At 51.7% G+C, this 23,807-nt stretch carries 24 protein-coding genes and 1 CRISPR repeat array (1 of these 25 running past the window's edge); of the genes, 10 read left to right on the top strand and 14 right to left on the bottom strand.

All coding sequences use genetic code 11. The features are described from left to right. Positions 1-851: direct repeats of the CRISPR family, unit length 29 nt; unit sequence CTTTTCTCCGCGTATGCGGAGGTAGTTCC; it begins 217 nt to the left of the window's first position. Between the two features lie 3 nt (positions 852-854). Next, positions 855-1,961, top strand: coding sequence for a replication initiation protein (locus CKV68_RS04160; RefSeq protein WP_167376960.1), 1,107 nt, complete (start codon positions 855-857; stop codon positions 1,959-1,961). Between the two features lie 1,069 nt (positions 1,962-3,030). Here CKV68_RS04160 and CKV68_RS11235 read toward each other — a convergent pair. The 3 genes from CKV68_RS11235 to CKV68_RS11420 form a co-directional block, all read right to left on the bottom strand. After that, a complete protein-coding gene (locus tag CKV68_RS11235; protein ID WP_167376961.1) occupies positions 3,031-3,204 on the bottom strand; it encodes a hypothetical protein in 174 nt (57 codons plus the stop codon). A gap of 24 nt (positions 3,205-3,228) precedes the next feature. Continuing rightward, the gene (locus CKV68_RS11175) at positions 3,229-3,528 is read right to left on the bottom strand and encodes a hypothetical protein (protein ID WP_145955121.1); all 300 of its coding nucleotides are present in this window, start codon (positions 3,526-3,528) and stop codon (positions 3,229-3,231) included. Between the two features lie 120 nt (positions 3,529-3,648). Further along, positions 3,649-3,771, bottom strand: coding sequence for a hypothetical protein (locus CKV68_RS11420; RefSeq protein ID WP_269090463.1), 123 nt, complete (start codon positions 3,769-3,771; stop codon positions 3,649-3,651). 194 nt (positions 3,772-3,965) lie between these two features. Here CKV68_RS11420 and CKV68_RS04165 point away from each other — a divergent pair, with 194 nt between their 5' ends. Next, positions 3,966-4,169 (top strand): type IIL restriction-modification enzyme MmeI, encoded by a 204-nt coding sequence (locus CKV68_RS04165; RefSeq protein WP_231910456.1) that lies wholly within the window; start codon positions 3,966-3,968, stop codon positions 4,167-4,169. A gap of 111 nt (positions 4,170-4,280) precedes the next feature. Next, complete coding sequence (locus tag CKV68_RS04170; RefSeq protein ID WP_095075651.1) at positions 4,281-4,778, top strand: helix-turn-helix domain-containing protein; 498 nt, start codon at positions 4,281-4,283, stop codon at positions 4,776-4,778. 494 nt (positions 4,779-5,272) lie between these two features. Here CKV68_RS04170 and CKV68_RS11240 read toward each other — a convergent pair whose 3' ends face one another. Continuing rightward, positions 5,273-5,428 carry a hypothetical protein gene (locus tag CKV68_RS11240; RefSeq protein WP_157932718.1) on the bottom strand — a complete coding sequence of 52 codons (156 nt, stop codon included), beginning with the start codon at positions 5,426-5,428 and terminating at the stop codon, positions 5,273-5,275. A gap of 610 nt (positions 5,429-6,038) precedes the next feature. Between CKV68_RS11240 and CKV68_RS04175 the strand changes: the two genes are divergently transcribed. After that, the gene (locus tag CKV68_RS04175; RefSeq protein ID WP_013912191.1) at positions 6,039-6,383 is read left to right on the top strand and encodes a hypothetical protein; all 345 of its coding nucleotides are present in this window, start codon (positions 6,039-6,041) and stop codon (positions 6,381-6,383) included. Positions 6,384-6,525: 142 nt separating this feature from the next. On the opposite strand, the gene ctaD is transcribed toward CKV68_RS04175, so the two are convergent. Both ctaD and nrdF read right to left on the bottom strand, forming a co-directional pair. Beyond that, entirely contained in the window at positions 6,526-8,247 is a 1,722-nt protein-coding gene (gene ctaD / locus CKV68_RS04180) for an aa3-type cytochrome oxidase subunit I (RefSeq protein ID WP_095075652.1), read from the bottom strand. A gap of 467 nt (positions 8,248-8,714) precedes the next feature. Then, positions 8,715-9,701 (bottom strand): class 1b ribonucleoside-diphosphate reductase subunit beta, encoded by a 987-nt coding sequence (gene nrdF / locus CKV68_RS04185; protein WP_013912194.1) that lies wholly within the window; start codon positions 9,699-9,701, stop codon positions 8,715-8,717. Positions 9,702-10,140: 439 nt separating this feature from the next. Here nrdF and CKV68_RS04190 point away from each other — a divergent pair, with 439 nt between their 5' ends. After that, complete coding sequence (locus tag CKV68_RS04190) at positions 10,141-10,626, top strand: ferritin (protein WP_095075653.1); 486 nt, start codon at positions 10,141-10,143, stop codon at positions 10,624-10,626. Positions 10,627-10,692: 66 nt separating this feature from the next. Here CKV68_RS04190 and nrdE read toward each other — a convergent pair whose 3' ends face one another. The 4 genes from nrdE to ykgO all read right to left on the bottom strand — a co-directional run bounded on the left by nrdE (position 10,693) and on the right by ykgO (position 14,396). Next, complete coding sequence (gene nrdE / locus CKV68_RS04195; RefSeq protein WP_013912196.1) at positions 10,693-12,852, bottom strand: class 1b ribonucleoside-diphosphate reductase subunit alpha; 2,160 nt, start codon at positions 12,850-12,852, stop codon at positions 10,693-10,695. A gap of 149 nt (positions 12,853-13,001) precedes the next feature. Next, positions 13,002-13,439 (bottom strand): class Ib ribonucleoside-diphosphate reductase assembly flavoprotein NrdI, encoded by a 438-nt coding sequence (gene nrdI, locus CKV68_RS04200; protein ID WP_013912197.1) that lies wholly within the window; start codon positions 13,437-13,439, stop codon positions 13,002-13,004. Positions 13,440-13,565: 126 nt separating this feature from the next. Beyond that, positions 13,566-13,799 carry a glutaredoxin-like protein NrdH gene (nrdH, locus tag CKV68_RS04205; RefSeq protein WP_013242528.1) on the bottom strand — a complete coding sequence of 78 codons (234 nt, stop codon included), beginning with the start codon at positions 13,797-13,799 and terminating at the stop codon, positions 13,566-13,568. Positions 13,800-14,273: 474 nt separating this feature from the next. Continuing rightward, entirely contained in the window at positions 14,274-14,396 is a 123-nt protein-coding gene (gene ykgO, locus CKV68_RS04210; protein ID WP_003852698.1) for a type B 50S ribosomal protein L36, read from the bottom strand. A gap of 234 nt (positions 14,397-14,630) precedes the next feature. Between ykgO and nadE the strand changes: the two genes are divergently transcribed. Beyond that, a complete protein-coding gene (nadE, locus tag CKV68_RS04215) occupies positions 14,631-15,461 on the top strand; it encodes an ammonia-dependent NAD(+) synthetase (RefSeq protein WP_095075654.1) in 831 nt (276 codons plus the stop codon). 11 nt (positions 15,462-15,472) lie between these two features. Here nadE and CKV68_RS04220 read toward each other — a convergent pair whose 3' ends face one another. The 3 genes from CKV68_RS04220 to CKV68_RS11350 all read right to left on the bottom strand — a co-directional run bounded on the left by CKV68_RS04220 (position 15,473) and on the right by CKV68_RS11350 (position 18,308). Next, positions 15,473-15,907: a pyridoxamine 5'-phosphate oxidase family protein gene (locus CKV68_RS04220; RefSeq protein WP_095076227.1), complete on the bottom strand. Its 435-nt coding sequence runs from the start codon at positions 15,905-15,907 to the stop codon at positions 15,473-15,475. A gap of 87 nt (positions 15,908-15,994) precedes the next feature. Continuing rightward, positions 15,995-16,396: a hypothetical protein gene (locus tag CKV68_RS04225; protein WP_095075655.1), complete on the bottom strand. Its 402-nt coding sequence runs from the start codon at positions 16,394-16,396 to the stop codon at positions 15,995-15,997. 136 nt (positions 16,397-16,532) lie between these two features. Further along, complete coding sequence (locus CKV68_RS11350; protein ID WP_231910457.1) at positions 16,533-18,308, bottom strand: LPXTG cell wall anchor domain-containing protein; 1,776 nt, start codon at positions 18,306-18,308, stop codon at positions 16,533-16,535. A gap of 1,310 nt (positions 18,309-19,618) precedes the next feature. On the opposite strand from CKV68_RS11350, the gene CKV68_RS04240 reads away from it, so the two are divergent. The 4 genes from CKV68_RS04240 (at position 19,619) to CKV68_RS04255 (ending at position 23,400) form a co-directional block, all read left to right on the top strand. Next, positions 19,619-20,281, top strand: coding sequence for a hypothetical protein (locus CKV68_RS04240; RefSeq protein ID WP_095075656.1), 663 nt, complete (start codon positions 19,619-19,621; stop codon positions 20,279-20,281). Positions 20,282-20,393: 112 nt separating this feature from the next. Next, positions 20,394-21,035, top strand: coding sequence for a hypothetical protein (locus CKV68_RS04245; RefSeq protein ID WP_095075657.1), 642 nt, complete (start codon positions 20,394-20,396; stop codon positions 21,033-21,035). A gap of 128 nt (positions 21,036-21,163) precedes the next feature. Continuing rightward, positions 21,164-21,562, top strand: coding sequence for an ArsR/SmtB family transcription factor (locus CKV68_RS04250; protein WP_095075658.1), 399 nt, complete (start codon positions 21,164-21,166; stop codon positions 21,560-21,562). Continuing rightward, complete coding sequence (locus CKV68_RS04255; RefSeq protein WP_095075659.1) at positions 21,559-23,400, top strand: heavy metal translocating P-type ATPase; 1,842 nt, start codon at positions 21,559-21,561, stop codon at positions 23,398-23,400. The genes CKV68_RS04250 and CKV68_RS04255 overlap by 4 nt, the downstream gene beginning before the upstream one ends. A gap of 121 nt (positions 23,401-23,521) precedes the next feature. On the opposite strand, the gene CKV68_RS04260 is transcribed toward CKV68_RS04255, so the two are convergent. Then, a complete protein-coding gene (locus tag CKV68_RS04260) occupies positions 23,522-23,761 on the bottom strand; it encodes a hypothetical protein (protein ID WP_167376962.1) in 240 nt (79 codons plus the stop codon). Positions 23,762-23,807 lie beyond the last annotated feature (46 nt).

Consider the following 23,807-nt stretch of genomic DNA (forward strand, 5'->3'; position numbering starts at 1 on the left):
GTTTCAATGAGTTCCCCATCAACATCGCCTTTTCTCCGCGTATGCGGAGGTAGTTCCTTCATCAAGATCATTACCGTTAGTGTCGATCACTTTTCTCCGCGTATGCGGAGGTAGTTCCGTCACAGTTTTTTGGTGCAGGTGCTGTGGCCACTTTTCTCCGCGTATGCGGAGGTAGTTCCGCCATCGTTAAAGGGATAGCCATGGGCGTAATCTTTTCTCCGCGTATGCGGAGGTAGTTCCACTCAGGATCGTTCCCATCAGGGAATCTGCGACTTTTCTCCGCGTATGCGGAGGTAGTTCCACTCGAAACGCTGCGCGGGTGTCATATCAGCACTTTTCTCCGCGTATGCGGAGGTAGTTCCTGCTCGACGACTCAACACCAGGACCGTGGGTTCTTTTCTCCGCGTATGCGGAGGTAGTTCCTTCCCACCGTGGTGAGTAGGTGGGAAGTAAGTCTTTTCTCCGCGTATGCGGAGGTAGTTCCTTTGTTCCAGAGGCTCAAGATGTAGTCGATTTCTTTTCTCCGCGTATGCGGAGGTAGTTCCTGGGAGAAAGTGCTCACCGATGGATTCACCGACTTTTCTCCGCGTATGCGGAGGTAGTTCCCAGCCCACAGGGACGGGCTGTAGTGCGGTCCCCTTTTCTCCGCGTATGCGGAGGTAGTTCCAGCGCAAATTGGATCGTGTGCGTGAGGATATAGCTTTTCTCCGCGTATGCGGAGGTAGTTCCTTACTTTCGTCGCAACGCCCCACCGTTGCAGTCTTTTCTCCGCGTATGCGGAGGTAGTTCATCGGATCATTGGAACCAGCTTTCGCACCCGGGCTTTTCTCCGCGTATGCGGAGGTAGTTCCGTCGTGCGGGTGCTTGTTGAGCACAGCATCGGCCCCACCTGGGTGGGCGTGAACCCAGTAAGCGGGAAAGACCAGTTTATCTGGCTTATTGACCCTGTTTACGCGGATGCTTCGGGTAAATCTTCGCAGATGAAGCTCCTCGCCGCGACTACACGCACCCTAGGTGAACTACTCGACAATGATCCCCACTTCGCCCACGGTTTTAGCCGCAATCCGTTCTACACGGGTAAGTCTCCGTCGGCTTATCGTTGGTATAGGCAGCATAATCGTGTGATGCGTCTAGGTGACTTGATAAGGCAGGTGAGGGACTTGGCCGGGACAGACCAGTACAAGACTGCACCACGCCAGCAGTTTAAGTCTGGGCGAGAACTCATTAACGCGGTGAAAACCCGTCGCGAAGAGGCACAGGCGTTTAAAGTTCTGGCCCAAGACGTGGACGCGGAAGTCTCCGCTGGACTCGACCAGTACGACCCGGAGCTCATCGACGGCGTGCGCGTGCTCTGGATTGCTGAAGGCACCGCTGTTCGCGACGAGACCGCATTCAGACATGCTCTTAAGACCGGCCACAGGCTGCGCGCTGCTGGACAACGTCTTACGGACGCGGCGATTATCGACGCCTACGAGCACGCCTACAACGTCGCGCAGGCCCACGGTGGTGCAGGCCGGCCCGCAGAGCTGGCCCCGATGCGCGACCTCCAGACTATGGCACGCCGAGTTCGCGGCTATGTGACCCAATCTAAGAGCACAGCCTCCATCGGGTCGAGCGCGCCTAGAAAAGCAACCACCAGCGAGCGGAAAGCCTTAGCCACCATGGGGCGCAGAGGCGGACAGAAAGCCGCGCAACGCTGGAAAACCGACCCCCAAGGCGAATACGCACAGGCACAGAGAAAGAATCTTGCTTCTGCGAACAAGCGCAAGCGTGCATCCGGCAACAATACGAGAGCCCAGATCCTCGCGGTTGCTTCGCAGAGCTTTACCCAGACAGGAAAGCTTCCTACTTGGAAGGCAATCGAAGAAGAGGTTGGAGTTTCCAGACGCACGGTCGCTTATCATGTATCCGCTTTAAAGAAAGCAGGGCTTTATCCCGAAGAACAGGGTGCAATACCGTAAGCAATATACGGTTCCCTGTCCGATAGGACAGCCACTAATAAAACACCTCTTTTTGAAAACTACTTTCATCGTTCTTTTACTCCACACACAACAGCTATTGGAGAGCCCAGATAACCGAGAAACACCCTCCTTGCATTGTTGATATCACGGCTTGTATGTCGCCTGTCAGGGTGAGTGTGAGAGCCGGGGCAGCTTGTTTACGTCCCCACACGGCACAGAACTACTACGAAGTGACGCTGATTGAGAAGGACTGTGAGACTGGGAGTTCTTTTGCCCTGGGCGGTAGCCAGTCCGAAGCAGGTTGAATTCATCGGCAATCTGCTTCGCAGCAAGAAATACAAGCGCATGGAAACTGGGGTTACGCAACGGGGACGAAACGTTTGGCCTGGACTTCGACAACGTCAACACACTGCCTAAACCAGTCGCAGGCGCACTGATCGTTTTTCTTAAAGCGTGCAAGAACAAAAAGCCTGACTACCCCTTCTTTAAGTGAGTAGAACTAGTCCCAGGTGGGAGGAAACACTGGGTAATCACTGACGTTCCCGAAGAAAAAGGGATCGGCGACGTCGTAACAACGGCACGACGCACCGTTGAACTCCGTCAAGTTGTTCTGCTTGCCGAACACACGATTGACGGAAAACCCACTGGGAGCTTGAAGATGATCCCGAGGACACTGCCGAGTTTGATAGAGAGCAGCTTTTCAAGCTGTACCGGTACGTCATTGATTACTACCTCGATGAAGCCGGCGAAGAACCACCACATCCAGAGTTGTAATGCCCCAGCGATCCCAGCTCAGTTGGGCCTAAAATCTGAGACCCATCCAATGGCATAACTGGTCACATACAGCGGTTCGAATGGCCGCAACCAGCGTAAAGACCATCGACACTAGAAGTGCCTACTGTGTGTGGCAGTTTTGAGGGGCAGAGTCGGCGCCATGCGCCGAGCAGCAGAGCAAGGGAGAGCGGGGGACAGGGAAGCCGAGCCAAACAATGCAGAAATAAACGGTGATAAAACGTTATGCCAGGTTGGCGACATGGGTTAGCGTCCGGCAGATGACTTTACTCGCCGGTTATTCCTGATGACTGTTTTTGATGTGATTGACCAGTACTGCTACAACTATGGTGAGCAGTATGAGGATGACAAATCCGAGGATCGACTTGTTTGCAATGGCGACATAACCTGAGATTGCCAGCCCAAATAGTGCAACGACAATCGCATTGGGCGATATTTTATGCTTGTTCATTAGTCCTCATTTCGCGCTTGATCGTTAAGTACACTCGCTGTTACGAACCGTTCCGGCCCATGTGTAATGGATCTTTATGCGATTATTGCACTTCTTGTGGTGGCTGAGAACCACTGTTGCCCCGGTGATGATAGCTCCAACGAGGGTGCATACAGCCCACCCGACACCGGGAATGGCGCAGATGGCGGCCCCTAGGACAAACCCCGATCCACCAATAATCAGGTCCTGCTCAAGAGGGGTGAACTCTACCCAAAAGCCTCCTTGTTCTTTCCCTCCACTTGCGTAGGGGGTGATGGCATGTGGATCCCTTAACGTTAGATCCATGTGCTCGAGGTTGAAGGTTACAGTGGAGTCGTCATTTACAGTTCGGGGAACATCCGAGTTGATCAGTTCCTCAAAAGCTTGATCCAGAACCTCCGGGGTGACTGATGCCTCTGCAACGGTCTATTCTTGGAACTCCTGAAGGGTTGTAGGATCGTCTTTTTCAGCAGCGACGGCTTGACCCTGACCAGTGAAAAGGATAGCGACGGCAGCTAGTGAAGCCAGGGATTTTGATCGAGGTCTCATAGTGATTCCGATCTTTAGAGGGAGGGGTTTGAGCCCTAGGTTACATACGACCCAAATTGTGTTCAACATTTTTTAGGAAATGTCAAATCATGGGGTCGTTAGGTCGACCAATAATCATCATCAGGCGGTGATAGTGAGGAGCGAAGAAGCACGCTAGAGAGTGGCCTGAGGATAACCTGAACTCCTACCTTGGTTTGGCCGCGCGCGAGCTTCACCCCGATCACTCGCTCGTTGACCACTACGACCCGTTAGAAATGGACCATGCCCTTCTTAAAACTCACGATGATCTAGATCGGGAAGTCGATAAAGCGATGGGAGTTCCGCGCAAGCTCACCAACGAGCGGCAGCACCAAGAGATTCAGTTTGCGAACTATACAGAGATGACTCGCGAGAACTAGCGCAGGTCCAGGAAATCTCTTTCAGGCAGCTTTTCTCCGCGTATGCGGAGGTAGTTCATAGCTTGACACTTGCTAGATATATAGTTTGTGTCCACCACTACGGAGGTATAAATGTCTATCACGCCAGAACGGGTTATGCAGCTTTTAGGTGAAGGTATGACCCAATCCCAGATTGCTAGGGAATACGGGGTTACCCGTCAATACATCTTCACTCTTGCAAAAAGAGGAGGGCATGAAGCTAGGGAAATGGAATACATCAAAGATGACATACCTTGGCCAAAAGTTAAAGATAAGCACCGCGATAACACAATCTACAAAACGCTACGAATCCACGCCCGCTATATGGAACGGGGACAAGAGGGGGTACGTGGTTCAAGTTATGTTAAACTGCTCGGCATGTATCGAAAACTTGTTCGATTCAATCAAGTTATCGACTACGACGAGTCCTATCCACCTGTAAAAGGTTTGTCGAATACAGGCGGGTTTATGTACGTACCGAGGTCCCCAGAAGACGGGAACCTCATTATCAAAATGAAGCCCGGTGTGCGGATCACAAAAAGAGGTGCACACATTTGGCAGCTGCCTAAAAAGTTTCCAGAGAAGGAATAGTTATCGACTTTCCCAGGCGTGATACATGCAAGCTGAGAGATGGGGAATACTTCCCCATCCATGTCGGCGCGCCGACAAAAGACAACGATGCCCCATGCCTGCCGTGCGGACAGCTAGCAGACTTCTCTCCATATATGCAGAGGCAGTTCCGGATGATATACGAGAGAAGCTTGACCACAATATTGAACACAAACCGTAGTACAGATTTTAATAAACAAAATCTATTACTGACCCTACGATCAGTCAAGGATTATTTTTGCGTGTCACATTTAGATTTAGAGCGATTCTACACAGAGGACTGAAGTCGCTAGCGCGTCCATACTTTGATCTCTTCAGCACCCCATAGAGGCATACGTTTATCTAAGGGACATATTGCAGCAGGGGCGACTGTCTGCCATATGTGACCCAGACTGATGGTCATATTCCGCAGTGGACTGAGCATCCTTAACGCACCAAAAGATGTACCCAGCATGTCCGCCGATAATGATGCGGGCCTATTGCTTTGCCCAGGCTCTGGCCAGTGACCATGTTTTTACTGTGAGAACTGCGAAGAGGAGTGCCGCAAGGCCGTAGGTAATGACGCGGGGTGCGCCGAGGGCTACAGACACCGCAAGCAACCCCAGTATTGCCAAGTGTATGTTGTTTTTCATGATTATGTGGGGATGGAAAGCGTCTCGGCCATGTAGGTGATGGCACGGAATACTCCCAACCTTGTCCTCTCTTTGGCATAAAGCTCTTGTTTCTTGAGCCTGTAGTCATTGTAGTCAAGAACGAGCCTGCGGTTTAGCATTCGCCGCCCTAGTCCAATTCAACGATGATTAGCCACCGTAGAGTGTTAGCACCCCATATAGCAAACGGTTTTGCATGAGGTATTAACAATGTAAATACCAAGTGCTCCCCCACTTCTTTCGGCGTTAAATCGTTGCCAAGTTAAGCCACAGCCCTCAAAACCGCACAACCGGAGCTAAAAACGAGCCGGAACAATATTTCATAATGATCAGTGCACTATCCCCTAGCAGCACTACCACACTAGCCACGTGCCATTATGTGCAATACCGAAAGCAACATCAATACGATCAGTCATTATCTCAACGTCTCTTCTTCACCTATCCAAGAGAGGATGCCGTCGAAAAGCTCTTGCTTGTAGAAGCTCTCCGAATAGCTCGAAAAGTTTGAGATGCAAAACACTTGATAGCCCCCATCACTTCATATACATTAACTTAACAATTAATTAGCATTAAAGAAGGAAAGTAGGGTTATATGCATCTTCAAACCACCGTCACTCGCGTTCTCATAACCACCACCATTGCACTCTCTTTCGCCCTCGCATCCACAAGCACTCTCGCACATGCAGAGACTAAATCCGTACCCATTGCATGCCAGGAACTCCAAGCAGACGTAGAGGCCTGGACCAAACAGCTCAAAGAAGCCGAGTCCTCACACGATCAGCTATCTAAAAACGGACACTCCAAGGACGCGATCAAACGTTACCTTGAGCGAAGTCAGCAATACTTTCAAGAGTGCGTTTCATCTCCCCCTAAGCATCTCCACTTCGAGCTATCCTCAGCCCTTCCTATGTTCATGAGCAATCTGTCTAGCTCATAGAAATTGCCCAAACTACCGATAGCCGCCCCCATCAAACGATTCCCCGAGCCATCGCGGGCGTTCACATCACAACAAAAAGTCGAGGCCTAGATTCTTTCTAGGCCTCGACTTAAGTCAGAGAGTAATCAGTCGCTACTATGCGTTAACTGGTCTTCTTGGTGACCGGCTCCGCGTGGTGCCCCACGTGAGCTTCACGACGCATCCGCTCAACCATGTGCGGATAGTGGAGCTCCAATGCAGGACGCTCGGAACGAATACGTGGCAGCGAAGTGAAGTTGTGTCGTGGTGGCGGGCAAGAGGTAGCCCACTCCAAGGAGTTTCCATAACCCCATGGGTCGTCCACGGTAACGACCTCGCCGTAGCGCCAAGACTTGATGACGTTCCAGATGAACGGTAGAACAGACATTCCGAGCAGGAACGAGAAGATCGTGGAGATCTGGTTCAGAGTGGTAAAGCCATCAGAATCAAGGTAGTCAGCGTAACGACGCGGCATGCCCTCGTTGCCCAACCAGTGCTGAACCAGGAAGGTTCCATGGAAGCCCACGAAGGTGATCCAGAAGTGAATCTTACCCAGGCGCTCATCGAGCATACGTCCGGTCATCTTGGGGAACCAGAAGTACACGCCGGCGAAGGAAGCAAACACCACGGTACCGAACAAGGTGTAGTGGAAGTGAGCAACCACAAAGTAGGTATCAGAGATGTGGAAGTCTAGCGGCGGCGAGGCCAGCATGATGCCGGTCAATCCACCAAAGAGGAAGGTAACCAGGAAGCCCATGGTCCAGGTCATCGGCGTCTCCCAGGAGACATGTCCCTTCCACATTGTTCCAAGCCAGTTGAAGAACTTCACGCCGGTAGGAACCGAGATCAAGAAGGTCATGAAGGAGAAGAACGGAAGCAGGATAGCGCCGGTAACGAACATGTGGTGCGCCCACACAGCCATGGACAACGATCCGATCGACAGCGTTGCAAATACCAAGCCGATGTAACCGAACATTGGCTTACGGGCAAAGACTGGGATGATCTCGGAGACGATTCCGAAGAACGGAAGCGCGAGGACGTAAACCTCAGGGTGTCCGAAGAACCAGAACAGGTGCTGCCACATGATGGCGCCGCCGTTGCCTGGATCGAAGAGGTGTCCGCCAAGCTTACGGTCGTAAAGCACGCCCAGAGCTGCAGCAGTCAAGAGTGGGAAGATCATAAGAACCAGGACAGATGCCACGAAGATGTTCCAGCAGAAAATTGGCATGCGGAACATGGTCATACCCGGAGCACGCATACATAGGATCGTGGTGATCATGTTGATAGCGGAGGAAATGGTTCCCACACCAGTTGCACCAACACCAACAATCCACATGTCAGAGCCAATGCCCGGAGAGTGAATGGAGTCTGCCAGCGGGAGGTACATTGTCCAACCGAAGTCCGCAGCACCGCCAGGGGTGAGGAAGCCGGAGAGCATGGCAGCGGCACCGATCATGGTGACCCAGAAACCAAAAGCGTTAAGACGAGGGAATGCAACATCCGGGGCACCAATCTGCAAAGGCAGGATGTAGTTAGCAAAGCCCCACACGATGGGAGTACCAAACAAAAGCAGCATCACGGTGCCGTGCATCGTGAAGAGCTGGTTGAACTGTTCGTTTGAGAGATACTGCAGTCCTGGGGAGAAAAGCTCCGCACGAATAAGCAGTGCCATAAGTCCACCGAGGAAGAAGAACACAAAGGACATGATGATGTACATGATGCCCAGTTGCTTGTGATCGGTGGTGGTTAGCATTTTCCAGGCCAGGGTACCCTTACGGGCACCGCCGGTCGGCGCGGGCCTTGTTGGCTCAGAGTAATTCTCGAGCCTCGGCGCCACAGCGGTCATACGATCCTCCTGACTTGTGAGCCGCCTCGCTCCAAGTGACGAAGACGACTAAATTTACACTGCCCCATCTTATGGCAGCGTAAGTACGTAAGCCAGCCACAGCCGGCTGGAATTCAGCTAAGTTTATGCGCAATGACCTGCAAAACGAAATGCCTATCTGGGGTTTTACACAACCGGGCAACTAATTCCGCTAAAAATACAGCATTTTCCAGATAGTTCCAGTGATACGCGCCACATAGTAAAAAGGGTGCGTTTCCATACGTCACCCCCACAAAGCGCCCCTACCCCACCCCCAGCGGTTATCAATCCAAAGGATGAAAGGGGTACCAGCCCCCTTTTCCCACTTCAAGACCTTCCCCTCCAGCCTCACGCTCACCACAATCCCCCCCACCCCAAAAATAAGCAAAACCGCCGCACAAGAAGAATTTTTGTGCGGCGGTTTACACGGCCTTTCCTAGCACTTCCTATTAGAAGTCCCAGTCATCATCCGTAGTGTTTTCAGCCTTACCAATCACATAAGAAGAACCAGAGCCAGAGAAGAAATCATGATTCTCGTCAGCGTTAGGCGACAGTGCAGAGAGGATTGCCGGCGAAACTTTGCATTCATCAGCCGGGAACAAGCCCTCATACCCCAAGTTATTAAGTGCCTTGTTGGCGTTATACCGCAAGAAGCGCTTTACGTCTTCAGTCCAACCCAGGTCGTCGTAAAGATCTTCCGTGTACTGGATCTCGTTATCATAGAGGTCATAAAGAAGGTCAAATGTATATTCCTTCAATTCCGCCTGACGCTCTGGCGTTTGCTGGCGCACCGCCTGCTGATATTTATAGCCAATGTAATAACCATGCACGGCCTCATCACGAATAATCAGTCGAATGATGTCCGCCGTATTAGTCAGCTTGGCATGGCTCGACCAATACATGGGCAAATAGAAGCCGGAATAGAAGAGGAATGACTCCAAAAGCGTCGAGGCCACTTTCCGCTTCAATGGGTCAGCACCCTCATAGTAGGAAAGAACGATCTTGGCCTTTTTCTGAAGGTTCTCATTCTCTTCCGACCACCGGAACGCCTCATTGATCTCTTTAGTAGAGGCAAGCGTCATAAAGATATTGGAATAAGACTTAGCATGCACGCTTTCCATGAAGGCAATATTGGTATACACAGCCTCTTCATGCGGGGTGATCGCATCAGGAATCATTGACACGGCGCCAACCGTTCCCTGGATGGTGTCCAGCATGGTCAGCCCGGTAAAGACCCGCATAGTCGTGGTCTTTTCCAGATCATTGAGCGTTCCCCAGCTCTTCAAGTCGTTGGAGACTGGGACTTTTTCAGGGAGCCAGAAGTTGCCGGTCAGGCGATCCCACACCTCAAGATCTTTTTCATCAGGAATGCTATTCCAGTTAATAGCAGAGACCGGTTTTTTATGTGATTCGAGATAAGAATCGTAAGACTCCACCGTTTCACCTTCCTACTTCGGAATTTTCCCTGCCCTACCCAGCAGTCAAAAGCATGCCGCTTTTCGACGCGCAACGGCCAGCCTTATACATAGCTCCGGGGCAGCTTATTACCCGTCGACTCTACCCCACAACAACTCCAGAAGAGGCTATAAGGCTCCTCCCCCCTTCAACCAACACCACCTTAATGTTATCTTCATCACACCACATACCGGACCCATAGGATGGCATACCCTAAGTTCAACCTGAGCGCACATGCACGCCACCCACTCGAAAAATGTGGCCTTTACCACCTTCTAGCTTTTCATTTCGCTTTCAGTAGCATCTTGCTAACCACCACAACTCCTCACCATTAAGTTAGGCAACCCAACAACAAAAACCCCTGTTATGCTGGGCTAACTTAAGGTGACATATCCGTTATTGCTACTTAGTATCGCTTTCATGAGTATCAATGAAAAACTAGCAGCAGCCCTTAACAACCAGATCACCGCTGAACTCGAAGCTTCCATGGTTTATCTTCAGCTTTCCTACATCCTGGATGATCTTTCCCTCACCGGAATGCGCAACTGGATGCAGGCTCAGCACAAGGAAGAGCTCGATCACGCCGCTCAGTTCTCTAAGCACCTTCTTGATCGCGACTACCGCCCTCAGATCGGCGATATTGCACCGCCAAAGCTCGATGCAAATTCTGCAATCGAAGCATTCGAGGCTTCCCTCGCACATGAGCAGAAGGTCACCGCTATGATCCGCGAACTCGCAGAGATCGCGGATTCCGTCAAGGATTACGATTCACGCCCACTTATCGATCGCTTCCTGGAAGAGCAGATCGAAGAGGAAGCAACCGTCAAGGAGATCCTGGACCGCCTGCGCATCGCCGATACCGGCTCCGGAGTCTTGCGTATCGACGCCGAACTCGCCGCGCGCTAAACAGCGCAGTACACACTTAAAAAAGGGGATGGCCCACCGCTTTCGCGGTGGGCCATCCCCTTTCGTTTAGAGCATGCAGCTGACGCAGCCCTCTACTTCAGTTCCCATCAGCGCGACCTGTCGCAGACGGATGTAGTACAAGGTCTTAATGCCCTTTCTCCAGGCATAAATCTGTGCACGGTTAATATCACGGGTAGTCGCACTGTCCTTGAAGAACAATGTCAACGACAACCCCTGATCCACGTACTTCGTCGCTACGGCGTACGTATCGATGACCTTTTCAAAGCCGATCTCATAAGCATCTGCAAAATAGTCGAGGTTCTCGTTATCCATGTGAGGTGCTGGATAATAAACACGACCGATCTTGCCCTCTTTCCTGATCTCAATCTTGGATGCGATTGGGTGGATAGAAGAGGTTGAGTGGTTGATATAGGAAATCGATCCCGTCGGCGGCACTGCCTGAAGGTAGCGGTTATAGAGACCGTGGGCAGCCACGGCGTCCTTAAGGTCTGCCCAATCGGCAACCGTTGGCGTATAGATCGAGGAGTCCGCAAAAATCTTTGCTACCTTTTCGGTCTTAGGCGCAAAATCTGCGGGATCAAAGTCATCAAAGTACTCGCCAGTCGCATACTTTGAGGTCTCAAAGCCAGCAAAAGTACGTCCGCGTTCGCGGGCCAGCTTATTGGAGGCCACCAAGCACTGATAGAGAACAGCAGCAAAGTAGGCGTTGGTAAAGTCGAGGCCTTCTTCAGAGCCATAGTAGATGTGCTCGCGGCCAAGGTAGCCGTGAAGGTTCATCTGACCAAGACCGATAGCGTGCGCTGCGTCGTTACCTTTACGGATCGACGGAACCGAGTTGATAGCAGTCTGCTCCGATACCGCGGTAAGCCCGCGAATCGCTGTCTCGATGGTCTTGGCAAAGTCCGGCGAGTCCATCGTCATCGCAATGTTCAGCGAGCCCAGGTTACAAGAAATGTCTTCGCCGACTTCCTCGTACGTAAGATCGTCGTTGAATAGGGACGGGGTGTTCACCTGAAGGATCTCAGAGCAGAGATTGGACATGTTCACACGGCCCTCGATGGGGTTTGCCTTGTTTACAGTGTCCTCGAACATGATGTACGGGTAACCAGATTCAAACTGAATCTCCGCGATGGTCTGGAAGAACTCACGAGCGTTGATCTTGCTCTTACGAATCCGTGGGTCTTCCACCATCTCAGCGTAATGCTCGCTCACAGAGATATCGGCAAAGGCTTTACCGTAGACCCGCTCAACATCGTAGGGACTAAACAGGTACATGTCGTCGTTACGCTTAGCCAGCTCAAAGGTGATGTCTGGGATTACAACACCCAAGGAAAGCGTCTTGATGCGGATCTTTTCATCTGCGTTTTCGCGCTTGGTGTCCAGGAAGTTAAGAATGTCAGGGTGGTGGGCGTTGAGGTATACAGCACCTGCGCCCTGACGCGCGCCCAGCTGGTTTGCGTAGGAGAAAGAATCCTCCAGCAGCTTCATCACGGGGATAACGCCGGAAGACTGGTTCTCAATCTTCTTAATCGGTGCACCAGCCTCACGCAGGTTGCTCAGGAGCAGGGCAACGCCGCCGCCGCGCTTGGACAACTGCAGTGCAGAGTTGATGGAACGTCCAATGGACTCCATGTTGTCCTCAATACGCAAAAGGAAGCAGGACACGGGCTCGCCGCGCTGTGCTTTACCAGAGTTGAGGAAGGTAGGGGTAGCTGGCTGGAATCGGCCAGTCATGATCTCATCAACGAGGTTACGGGCGAGGTCCTGGTCGCCGTCGGCAAGCGTTAGCGCGACCATGCATACGCGATCCTCAAAGCGCTCAAGGTAGCGGCGCCCGTCGAAAGTTTTGAGCGTGTAAGAGGTGTAGTACTTATACGCCCCAAGGAATGACTTGAAACGGAACTTGTGGGCATACGCCTGTTTGAAGAGGTCCTTGATAAACGCGAACTCGTACTGCTGAATGATTTCAGGCTCGTAGTAGTTGTTCTCAACCAAGTACTCAATCTTTTCCTCAAGATCGTGGAAGAAGACGGTGTTCTGGTTAACATGCTGCAAGAAGAATTGATTTGCAGCTTCGCGATCCTTATCAAACTGGATCTTTCCATCCGCGTTATAAAGATTGAGTAGCGCGTTAAGCGCGTGGTAGTCGAGTTGTTCGGTGCGAGACACCGGCTCAGCAACGTGTTTTCCCAAAGATTGCGACACGAAGAAACCTTTACCTTTTCAAATAATGGTGATGTGCGGATACAGAAAATGTTATGAAATTAGACTCTTCTCGGAGTCAACGCTCACGGAGAAGGCGAGTATTAAACAGCAAGGCCCCACGATTCTACGGAAGCCAGCAGTTCCTTGTTTTACGCTACCGGTTCAGGGAGAAGACCCAGCGCAGCCGCATTGCTAAGCAAGCCATCGCGAACTAGTCGAACGTCTTCATCTGTGCCCAAAAGCTCAAACCTGTAAACATAAGGCACCTGGCATTTAGCTGCGATCATGTCTCCGGCTTTGCCAAAGTCAAGACCAAAGTTAGAGTTACCTCCCGCAATAACCGCGCGCAGCAAGCCTCTATTGTGCTCGTTATTGAGGAAGCGGATCACCTGCGCAGGCACTGGCCTAGTATTACCACCGCTTATCGACGCTCCCCCACCATACGTGGGGCACACCAATACATAGGGTTCGTCCACAACCAGTTCAGGAGAAGACTTATGCAATGGGATTCGCTTGGCAGGAAAACCTAGTTTGTGCACAAACCTCTTAGTGTTCTCCGTTGCGGAAGAAAAATAGACGACGAGCATCTCCGGCTACCTTCCTAAACATTGAGTCCTGGCTCTTATGTATAAAAGCCCAAGCAAGACCTATTGTCTCACTCGGGCTTTCCTAGAAGTCCCTGGCCCCATCACGGCGCTCAGAAGACAAAGTCATTAGGCAACCTGCGCCACCAGCGAGCTGATGCGCTCGGGGCGGAATCCTGACCAGTGCTCACCATTGACTTCAACAACAGGAGCCTGAAGGTATCCCAGAGCCATCACGTAATCACGAGCTTCATCATCGATGCTGATATCTACGAGCGTGTAATCAAGACCTGCACGATCGAGGGCTTTTTTAGTGGCGTTGCATTGAACGCAAGCTGGCTTGGTGTAGACGGTGATCGACATGGCGCACAATTCCTAAATCTTGAGCAAACGGTCCCTAGGACCGAAACGACATAGTTAACAACGTATGTTGTTCCCCGGAGAACATGCAGTGTCCTTTGACAGGAGCACCACAGCAGAGGGGATACGGGCGGAAATTATATGTTTCCGCTGTTCTCCGAGCCGTTCCGGCGACACAAGAAGACACTATACTTAGTGGTTAAAATGCGCAACAGGCACAATATATAGTAGTTACATCGAGGGAATTCCCAGTACGGCATTTACCCCCGCCACTACATCTAGCGGATAGGCCCACCGCCCTCTCGCCCAAAAATCACAACAGAATCAATCCCGATCAACATAAGGCCAGCTCACCTCCATGTTGAAAATTTTTCGTTATAGAAAAGTTATAAAACGCAGGGGTCACCCCCCACCCAATCAGGCTCTAGATACAACAAAAAACGACCACCCCGAGAGGTGGTCGTTTGCAAAAATATCCTAGCCCTGGCGAGCCTTGAAACGAGGATCCTTCTTGTTGATCACGTAAACTTTGCCGCGGCGACGGACAACCTGAGCGCCCGGCTTGTTCTTCAGCGACCGAAGGGACTTGCGGACCTTCATCGGGCGCTCCTTTCTTCTCCAAGAAAAGCCATAGAGAGGCTTCACGGTTATTTGGGCATTTCTCCACTCATATGCTTACGCATAGGCGGAAAACCTGCCATGACACGAGGGATGATGTTATCTTACCAAGCACTCAAATACCAAACCCTAGCGCTCAGCATCCCCCGACCCGCTGATCCCACCTTATTTTTCTACCCTCACAGCACTCGTTGGGAGAAAAACTAAGATGGCACCATGGACACTCTACGCAGCACTATTAAACACCGGCTTCGGACCCAGTCAATCATCAATCCTTCTGAAGAAATCGCGAAACGCGTGGACTTCCTCGCCCACTACCTTGCCACCTCTGGTGCAAAGGGTTTCGCCCTTGGTATTTCAGGTGGACAGGACTCAACGTTGGCGGGACGCCTAGCCCAACTAGCAGTAGAGAAACTACGCAAAGAAGGACATCCCGCAGATTTTTGGGCCATCCGGTTGCCTTATGGTGTTCAAGCAGACGAAGCTGACGCCCAAACTGCCCTTGCGTTTATCCAGCCAGATCACAGCGTCACCATTAATATCAAGCCAGCCACAGACGCCTGTGCAGCAGATGTCGCGCAAGCCCTGGGGTTAAAAGAACTCGGCGACTTTAATAAAGGAAACGTTAAAGCACGCCAGAGGATGATCGCGCAGTACGCTTTGGCCGGTGAGAAAGGACTTCTGGTTATCGGCACTGATCATGCAGCCGAAAACGTCACTGGCTTCTTTACCAAGTTTGGCGACGGCGCAGCCGACATCCTCCCACTCGCGGGACTATCCAAGCGCCAAGGTGCACAACTTTTACAAGCCCTTAACGCTCCAGATTCCACGTGGCTTAAAGTCCCCACTGCGGACTTGGAAGAAGACCGCCCTGCGCTTCCCGACGAGGCTGCTCTTGGTGTGACCTACTCCGAGATCGATACGTACATCGAGGACACTGAGGCAGTCTCCAAAGAAGCCACGGCCCGCATCGAGCATCTATGGAAAGTTAGCGAACATAAGCGCCATCTACCGGTAGAGCCTGGCGACACATGGTGGCGTCGATAAGCTCGCTGCTGCTAGTACCGCTCCGGCTCTTCTCCAAAGACGAACGCGCGCCCAGATAGCTCCATGCAGGGGATACACACAAAGTTGTACTTTAATGTTGGCAGCCATGGGCGCAAATTAAGAGTCTCTGCATGTTGAATCTCAGCGGTATCTTTCACCACGTGCGCAGTGCCACGAACGACCACTGACCAACCAGATTCCTCATTAAAGTGATCGACCTCAAAGAGAACCTGGGGGTTTAAATTCACAGTAAACAGCTTTGTGCCCTCCGCTGTACGTAAATAAATACGCGGTTCCCCCTGTGAGGTGTCAATGACATAGTTCACCGGGAAGATCTCCATATCATCTTTACGCCGGACAACGATCCGACCAACGGGTTCGCCGCGGAGTTTTTCTACAATCTCGTCCTGCCCTAATACCCTGATTGCCTCATAATTGTTATCCATGCCACCCATGTTCCCAGCAGCACACCAAAAAAGCGCGGCCTTTACCAAACTGGAATTATATTTGTCACATCTAGGGGTAGGTTAACCTCAACGAGCAATACCGCCGTCATCATCAACCAACTTCACAAATGGCGGGTGGCTAAACTCCCATTGCTCCACTACCTGAGACAAAACAGCCATCTCTGAGTCAGGCCAGAAGGTTGCCAACTCAGCACAATCCGGGTTTTCCCCAGCCAACTCGCAGGAAATCAATTCTTCAGCATAGCTCCGGAATCCCGTAGCACCCGGCTCTGAGATCCATGCCCACACCAGGTCCGCAGCATCCACAAAAACAGTCGTTCTTTTATCCGGTCGGTCTTGTTCTCCCACTTTTGCCAAATCTGAACGATAGGCTTCAAACTCACGTATCCAGCGCAATGCTTCACCAGAGACAAGCAGTCTGGTTAGCTTTTCGACGCCCTCCCGCGACATATTTTTCTCACCTTGCATGCAGTGATTGTCGCATACCTGCGAGAAAGGCAAGCCTCTTGGAAACCGTAATACTTTCACAATGCACACTAATAAATTGAAGGTGTCAACGAGTTTTCGCTCATTGACACCTTCAACCGTTATTCCTTAGCTGTGGTTATTCCGTATTCCTACGCCGAAGAATAGCAATACCCAAGGCCAGCATAATTAGACCGATTACGATCGGAGCCAGTACAGATGCGCCTGTTTTTGCAAGCACTTTGCCTGACTTGGCACCTTTTTCAGCCGGCTTTTGAGTAGGCTGCGCTCCGTCTGGCGTTGGTACAACTGGAGTCGGCACAACCGGTGTTGGTACCACTGGTGTCGGTACAACCGGAATGGGCACGATTGGAATTGGTACAAATGGTGTGTCCTCACTCGGCGGAATCACCGGAACACACGCATCATTATTCCCCGGACCATCAGAATCCCCCTCCATCTGAACCCGGTTCACCAAACCACCAGACGACTGACCACCAGAAGACTCACACGTACCCACCGACGACCAATCAACACGACCAGCATCAGCCACCCGATACGACACCACCACGTCATACGTACGCGACGCCCCCGCATCCAACGACTGACCCTTAATCACATACGGCGCATCCAACACCTGACCATCAACAGACACACCCTGCACCGCAAAACCCTCACGAGCCGCAGGCACATCCGTCACATCCGGATGCACACCAGCAACGCGACCATCATTCGTCACCGTCACCTTGTACTTCACATCAAACGAAGCCTCACCACGCACCTGCTCAGGAGTCAACACCACCCGACCAGCATCCGTCGACTTCTCCACACGGAACTTCTTGGTCAGTTCCACGGGCGCAGAAGCTGTTGCTTCGTCAGAAGAATAGATAGGTGGAAATGCCGATTCAATACCAACGTTATAGTGAATGTAGCTTTCCCCATAACTACATGTGGTGTCACGAATCGTCTGAGTCACTCTGACCTTGTATCCATCACGGATCCAAGTATCGCCTGTATTAGTGCTCTGATCGAAATTGTAATTCAAGGACTGTTTCCACTGGTTGTATGGGCTAACACCAGCATTTGTTTCTGGGTAAACCGGCTGGCTGTAGTCCTGTGAATTGAATCGGTAGTGCGCGAACCTTGCAGTCACATCAGCACCAGTTTCATCGAAAACTTGAATCTGAGGCCCGTTAGGATCAAGCTCTTGATTCCAGCCATCCGATCCCAGCTTGAGGTGCATCAACCACGCCCCATAGCCATCGCCTAGGTAGGTGTTTTCCTGGACTGCCCGATAGGTACAGTTTCCGAGTGGCGTGATAGTAGGATTCGTCGAGCGCCAGTTCAGCACGGGATCAATGTTCACCGTGGTTTTCACCTTTGCGGTAATCTCTTTTACCGAAATGTCGGTTGAGGTCGAGCCTACGAGCGAAGCTTTATACGAAGGGTTTGCACCGAAGTCAGTACCTCCGGCGTTGAACGTGAGAACCCAGGTACCATTGACTAGTTTCGGCTCTTCAGCAAATGTTCGACGTACCCCGTCCGACCATGTGAAATCAGTTGCTTGAGGGGCCGCTTTAAGCGGAGCATGCTCACTCGGAGTAAATTCCACCTGCGCATACAAAACATTGCTCTGTCCCGGAGCATTTGTTGTATTAGGCTTTGGCGCTTTAGCTTGCCCCGTGATCGTGTAGGTCACATCCCCACCCGGCACTACCGGGTTAGGAGCAATATCTATCCCGGATTTCACGTCGGCAGGTGGACCATTTGGCTGCTCATGATTGGGAGCAAAAGTCCCGGGAACATATGCAGATGAATATGGAACTACTGTGAGGGCAGCAATTAAAGTCCAGATTACGGCAACTATTGCTACCGGACTTAGCCTCCGAGGTTGAGGGTACCGTATGACTGACATGGATCTCCTTTAAAGACTCGTCTTGAAAAATCACCAATCAGGCGCAGGATCCAGCTCACTCTATTAAGCCTTACTGTGGCGAACCCCCCTCTGTCCGCGACACTTGAACGATCCAATTCGACCAGCACTTCACCCGCACTTAAGTTCGAGCAAAGTTCCCCCGCGATGCTAGCAAAACTATTTATCTATTTCTGAACTTAAGAAAAGCCAATATATTACGTCGAGCACTGCGTTCCCGTTCCCCTCAACCAAAACATCATCATAAGGAAAACGTTAGAAGGCATTTCCCGAACATTCTGAGGCCTGCCTTACCATTCAAGCATTAATGAAAAATTCATTCGAAAACAACTGAAAAATAACTTACTACAACCTAAGCAATTCCCGCATGCAACATCGAAGGGTTCTTAGCTCTACATACCCCCACATGAGCATAGTGAAGTTCATCCCAAATCCCCCTCGCACCTAGTCCACAGCCCATAAAAAGACGGCAGAACCAGCCACTAGCTTCGGTATTGCCATCCCCCCTTATCTAAACAGAAATCCGGCATACTCCCACACGTTTTGCCAAGTTCTCCAGCAACACCCAGCAGACACCATGAAGGAATAATCTTCAGATAGTACCGGCAGGCCGCTAGCCACATTCCCGATCGGCCAGCAAACAAGTCTTGAGCACACATCTAGTTGACGCAGCAATTTCCAACAAAAGAACTTCTTATTACCAAAGACCACATAGACACCGCACCCTCTACAGCCAAACCCCGAAGCCCTAGTGAACCAATCGCTTCAACATGCCCGACACAATCCGTCCGGCAAAGATGTCGCACTACATACCGTCAAAGCCACCTACCGACAACACCGCAGGAATCACATAAGAGCATCAGCGCGTTCCACATCGAGATGCAACAAGCAAATTATCGCCACACACCCACGAGAAGGACAGCCCCCGGAAGGTGTGCAGTGGTTTCACATTTTTAATCCCGTTTTCACGTGAAACATCTCCAGAAACAAAGCACATAGCAAACACTTTAACAATAAGAAGTTTCACCCATATAAACCCCAAAGCAATACGTCACGCCTTTAAGTTAAAAACCAAAAATAATTAAATCCAATCTTTCTCACCCCACACAATTCCCCCTAAGTGCATGTCTACCAGCAGATAAAGGATTAAATTTTCCCAATGTGGACAAATACAGTCACATGATTAAGCTTAATCTTTGTTAAAGACATATCAACAATAATCATAGGAAACTCTTTGCAGGGGACATGAACCCCAACCACCCCATCATCCCACCACTTGGTGAAAGGAAACCATGAAGTTCACTGCCTCACCTAAAACCAGCACCAAACGAACCACAATCGCGTTAACCTGCGCACTTGCCACCACAGCATCCGCTCTCGTTGTTCCGCCTGCGGCAAACGCAGCAAACGCAACAACCAGCAGGTTCGAGGGAGAGTACTGCTCTGGCATTGAACAGTCATTGGTATCCGTAACGCCTTCCTGGTCCAGCTTTAAAAAACCACAGGCGGGTGACACTCTTACCTATCAGTTATCGGTCACAAATGTCTCATTTAAAGATGGAACTGTACGCCTAGGAGTTACAGCCGGCGCCCATCCAAATATTGACGGGGAATACAACGATAAAGGAGAACTGTTTTTCAAGGGACCAGATCAATCAGAACCTGAGCTCATCAAGCCAGGTGAAACTGCCACAGGCACTTACCTCTATACGCTCACTGATAGTGATATAGAACAGCAAAGCGTTAGCAAAAAATTCGATATCCCATTCACAGAGGAAACCGCACTCACACCTAGCTGTCGCGGAATAATCGAACATACGCAAAACCTTAATTCCCCTCTCCCTTCCCTTCGCACCTACGCACCGTGGATAGCAGGTGCACTTGCCATCATCGGCGCAGCTGCCGGAGCTATCTGGTTCTTCTTCAAAGATCAACTGCCCCAACTATTCCGATAGTGCAGCACCCCCTACGCCCTAGCTGAAAATCTCCAGCTAGGGCGGGTTTTGCCGTTTATCGCCTCGGCACACAAAATCCAACAACGCATCCCCCTCCCCACGAAAGGAAAACATGAAGTTCACCGTCCCACCCAAAACCAGCACCAAACGAGCAGCAATCGCGCTAACCTGCGTACTTGCTACCACAGCATCGACGTTGGTCGCTACACCAGTAGCAGGTGCAACAAGCAGAGTCGAAGGACAGTGCGATGAAGTCAACCATGTGCTACTGCCGGTAGAAACATCCTGGGGCTTCGCTAAGCACGCGGAGGTAGGTGACACCATCGGCTACGTAATGACGATTACCAACACCTTCTTTGAGGAAGGAAAGACCAAAATCGGAGTTGCAGTCCACGAGCATCCCACGATTGACGATGTCCCGGACACGATGAAGAAAATTGACATAAAGCCAATAACCAATAATGGAAACGGAAAGTACCTAAACCAAAACGATTTCGCATCGATTCGCTACACATACACAGTGACCGAAGAGGATATTCAAAAACAAGAAGTCACTAAAAAGCTTGCTTTCCCGATTAGCAAGGGAGATGCTAGCGAAACGATCTGTACCGTTCACTTCGAACACACACAAAGCCTCAAATCCCCCTTCCGCACCTACGCACCGTGGGTAGCAGGTGCACTTGCCATCATCGGCGCAGCTGCCGGAGCTATCTGGTTCTTCTTCAAGGACCAGCTACCGCAACTCTTCCGCTAACCGTCGTTAGCTCATACAGTCGCTCTATCCAGGCTCAACCCCTGGGTGGGGTGACTTCTTTTTATATTCAGCCTACAAACAGACCCAACAGGGTTGCCACGTCCATCCTCAAACCTTAGTATCTAAGCATGCGTGAAGATACTAAGAAATGTACATTCAACCCAGAGAGCCAATACGCCAACTTCGCCGCCGAGGTGTTCACTCTGCTCTCGGATGCCACACGCGTGCGCATCATCCTGGCTTTGCGCGACACGGAAAAATCCGTCAATGAGCTCGCAGAAGAAATCAGCAAATCCCCCACGACTACCTCGCAGCATCTAGCAAAACTGCGCTGGGGAAAGATCGTCGAGGCTCGCCAAGATGGCAATCGAGTCTTTTATCGGCTTATCGACGATCACGCCCGCGAGCTCGTCACGCACGCCGTGTTCCACGCCCAGCAACATGTGGCGGGCACTGCGCCCACTCATCATCGGAATGCTGATGGTTCCATTACCACTGATGCTGAAACTCCTGGTGCTACGCAGTGAGCACCTCATCAACAGATATGCGTAGCTTGTGGCAACGCATCGACCGCGAAGACCTCGCGCGCACCTTATTCGTAGCACTCTGCGCCGTCGCCCTCGCTCTGGGATTGACGTGGCCGTGGCCGACGATGCCGGCCATCGCGGTTCTTGGCTTGGTGGTGGGCTGCTGGCCAATCGCGCTCGAAGCCTTTGAGGACTTGCGTCACAGGAAGATGAGCATGGAGCTGTCCATGTTCATCGCAATTGTCGCCTCCGCAGCCATCGGTGAGTGGATAACCTCTTTGGTGATCACCGCTTTCGCCCTGGCCGCAGAGATATTAGAAGATCTTTCGCTGGATCGCGGTCGCGAGGCCTTGACTGACCTAATGACGTTCCTCCCCGAGACAGTGCAAGTCCGACGCGACCATGAGACCACCCTGGTGCCCTTGCATGAGGTTGTCGCGGGAGACACCGTCATCGTCTCTCCGGGTGGACGCATACCGGTTGATGGGATCGTCATTTCCGGCGAATCAAGCGCCGACCAATCGCGCATTACTGGAGAACCCCTGCCCGTGGATATTACGGTTGGCGATAACGTGTTTGCCGGATCAATCAACCAGGTCGGCGTGGTCGAAATTCGTGCGCAACGAGTCGGCACAGAGTCCTCCTACGGACGAATCATCGCGGCAGTGGAACAAGCACAATCCACAGAACCACCGGCACAGCGTCTTGCCGATAAACTCGCAGCATGGCTGGTGTATCTCGCCTTGTCCAGCGCCGTGATCACCTACCTGATTACACACGATCTCAAGGCCACAATTGCCGTGGTTGTTGTCGCTGGCGCTTGCGGAATCGCGGCTGGCACACCGCTCGCAGTTTTAGCGGCCATCGCCCGAATCGCCAGAAATGGAGCGTTTATCAAGGACGGCGCCCATCTTGAAGCGCTTTCTAGCGTGGATACGATTGTGTTCGATAAAACAGGAACGCTTACTACCGGTGCCCCCACGGTCGTGGAGGTCGTGCCGTCGACAAGCATTGACCGTGAAGAACTGCTCACGCTGGCAGGAACCGCCGAATCTTATTCTGAGCATCCACTGGGGCGAGCTGTCGTCGCATATGTTCGCGCGCAGGGACTTCCTATCGGCCAGGCTGAAGATTTTGTTTATCAACCAGGGCAGGGCGTGACGGTCACAATCGCAGGTAAAACGGTGCGCGCAGGCAACCGTTCCCTGGTATCAGGTGCGCCGGATACGGTTGATGCCCACGGTACCGCTACTGCCGTCCACATCAGCATCGACGGACACTATGCAGGCACGATTCTCTTAGCTGATGCCATCCGTGATTCCGCACAATCCGCCATTGCGGGCCTGAAGAAACTCGGACTGCGAACCATGATGCTCACCGGTGACCAGGAGACCGCGGCACGGGCCGTCGCAGCCGAGCTAGGTATCGACGAAGTCCACGCAGGGTTGCTCCCCGACGACAAACTCGCCATTATCGACGCACAACGCACCGCCGGACGCACGATTGCAATGATCGGCGACGGAGTCAACGACGCACCAGCTCTAGCGCATGCCACCGTGGGGATCGCCATGGGCTCAGGCACAGATATCGCTCAAGAAAGCTCAGACGTAGTCCTTATCAGCTCTGATCTCAACGACCTTGCGCACACTGTCCGCGTGGCCAAACGTGCCCGAAAAATCATCATGTTCAACTTCATCGGCACCATTGCCATCGACGTCCTTGGCATGATCCTTGCCGCGTATGGGCTGCTCTCCCCCGTGTTTGCGGCGTTCATCCATGTAGGTTCCGAAACCGCTTTTATCCTCAACTCCGCTCGGCTCATCCCGCGGCGGCGCTAGGGTGCTACAGGCCAGGCGCCTGTGGTTGGATGACGGTGAAGTGTGGCAAGCCGTGCAACATGCGCGGCTACTTGCGGTTAGCGAAAGAAAGTCTCGCTTCCACACGGCTTAGCGTGTGCGTTTACTTGTTTCTCTTGATTAGGTGTTCGTACATTTCTTCCGCTTGTGCTTCCGTGATTTTCCGGAACATTTCCGCTGCTTGAATCTTGATCAGTAGATCGTCCAGGAAGGGAACGTTCTCGGTCACTGGAATCTTTCTGCGGTCGATTTCCGGCCCCTTCGGTTCGTTGTCGAGTGCGCGTTTCACGTCGTCCATCGTCGCTTCCCCCGCTACGAACTGGTCGATGATGTTCTTTTCCATTAGTGGTTTCCCTTTTCAATCAGACTGTCTGATTAGCGCTTATCAT

It is taken from the genome of Corynebacterium ulcerans, from assembly GCF_900187135.1.
GTDB classification, from domain to species: domain Bacteria; phylum Actinomycetota; class Actinomycetes; order Mycobacteriales; family Mycobacteriaceae; genus Corynebacterium; species Corynebacterium ulcerans.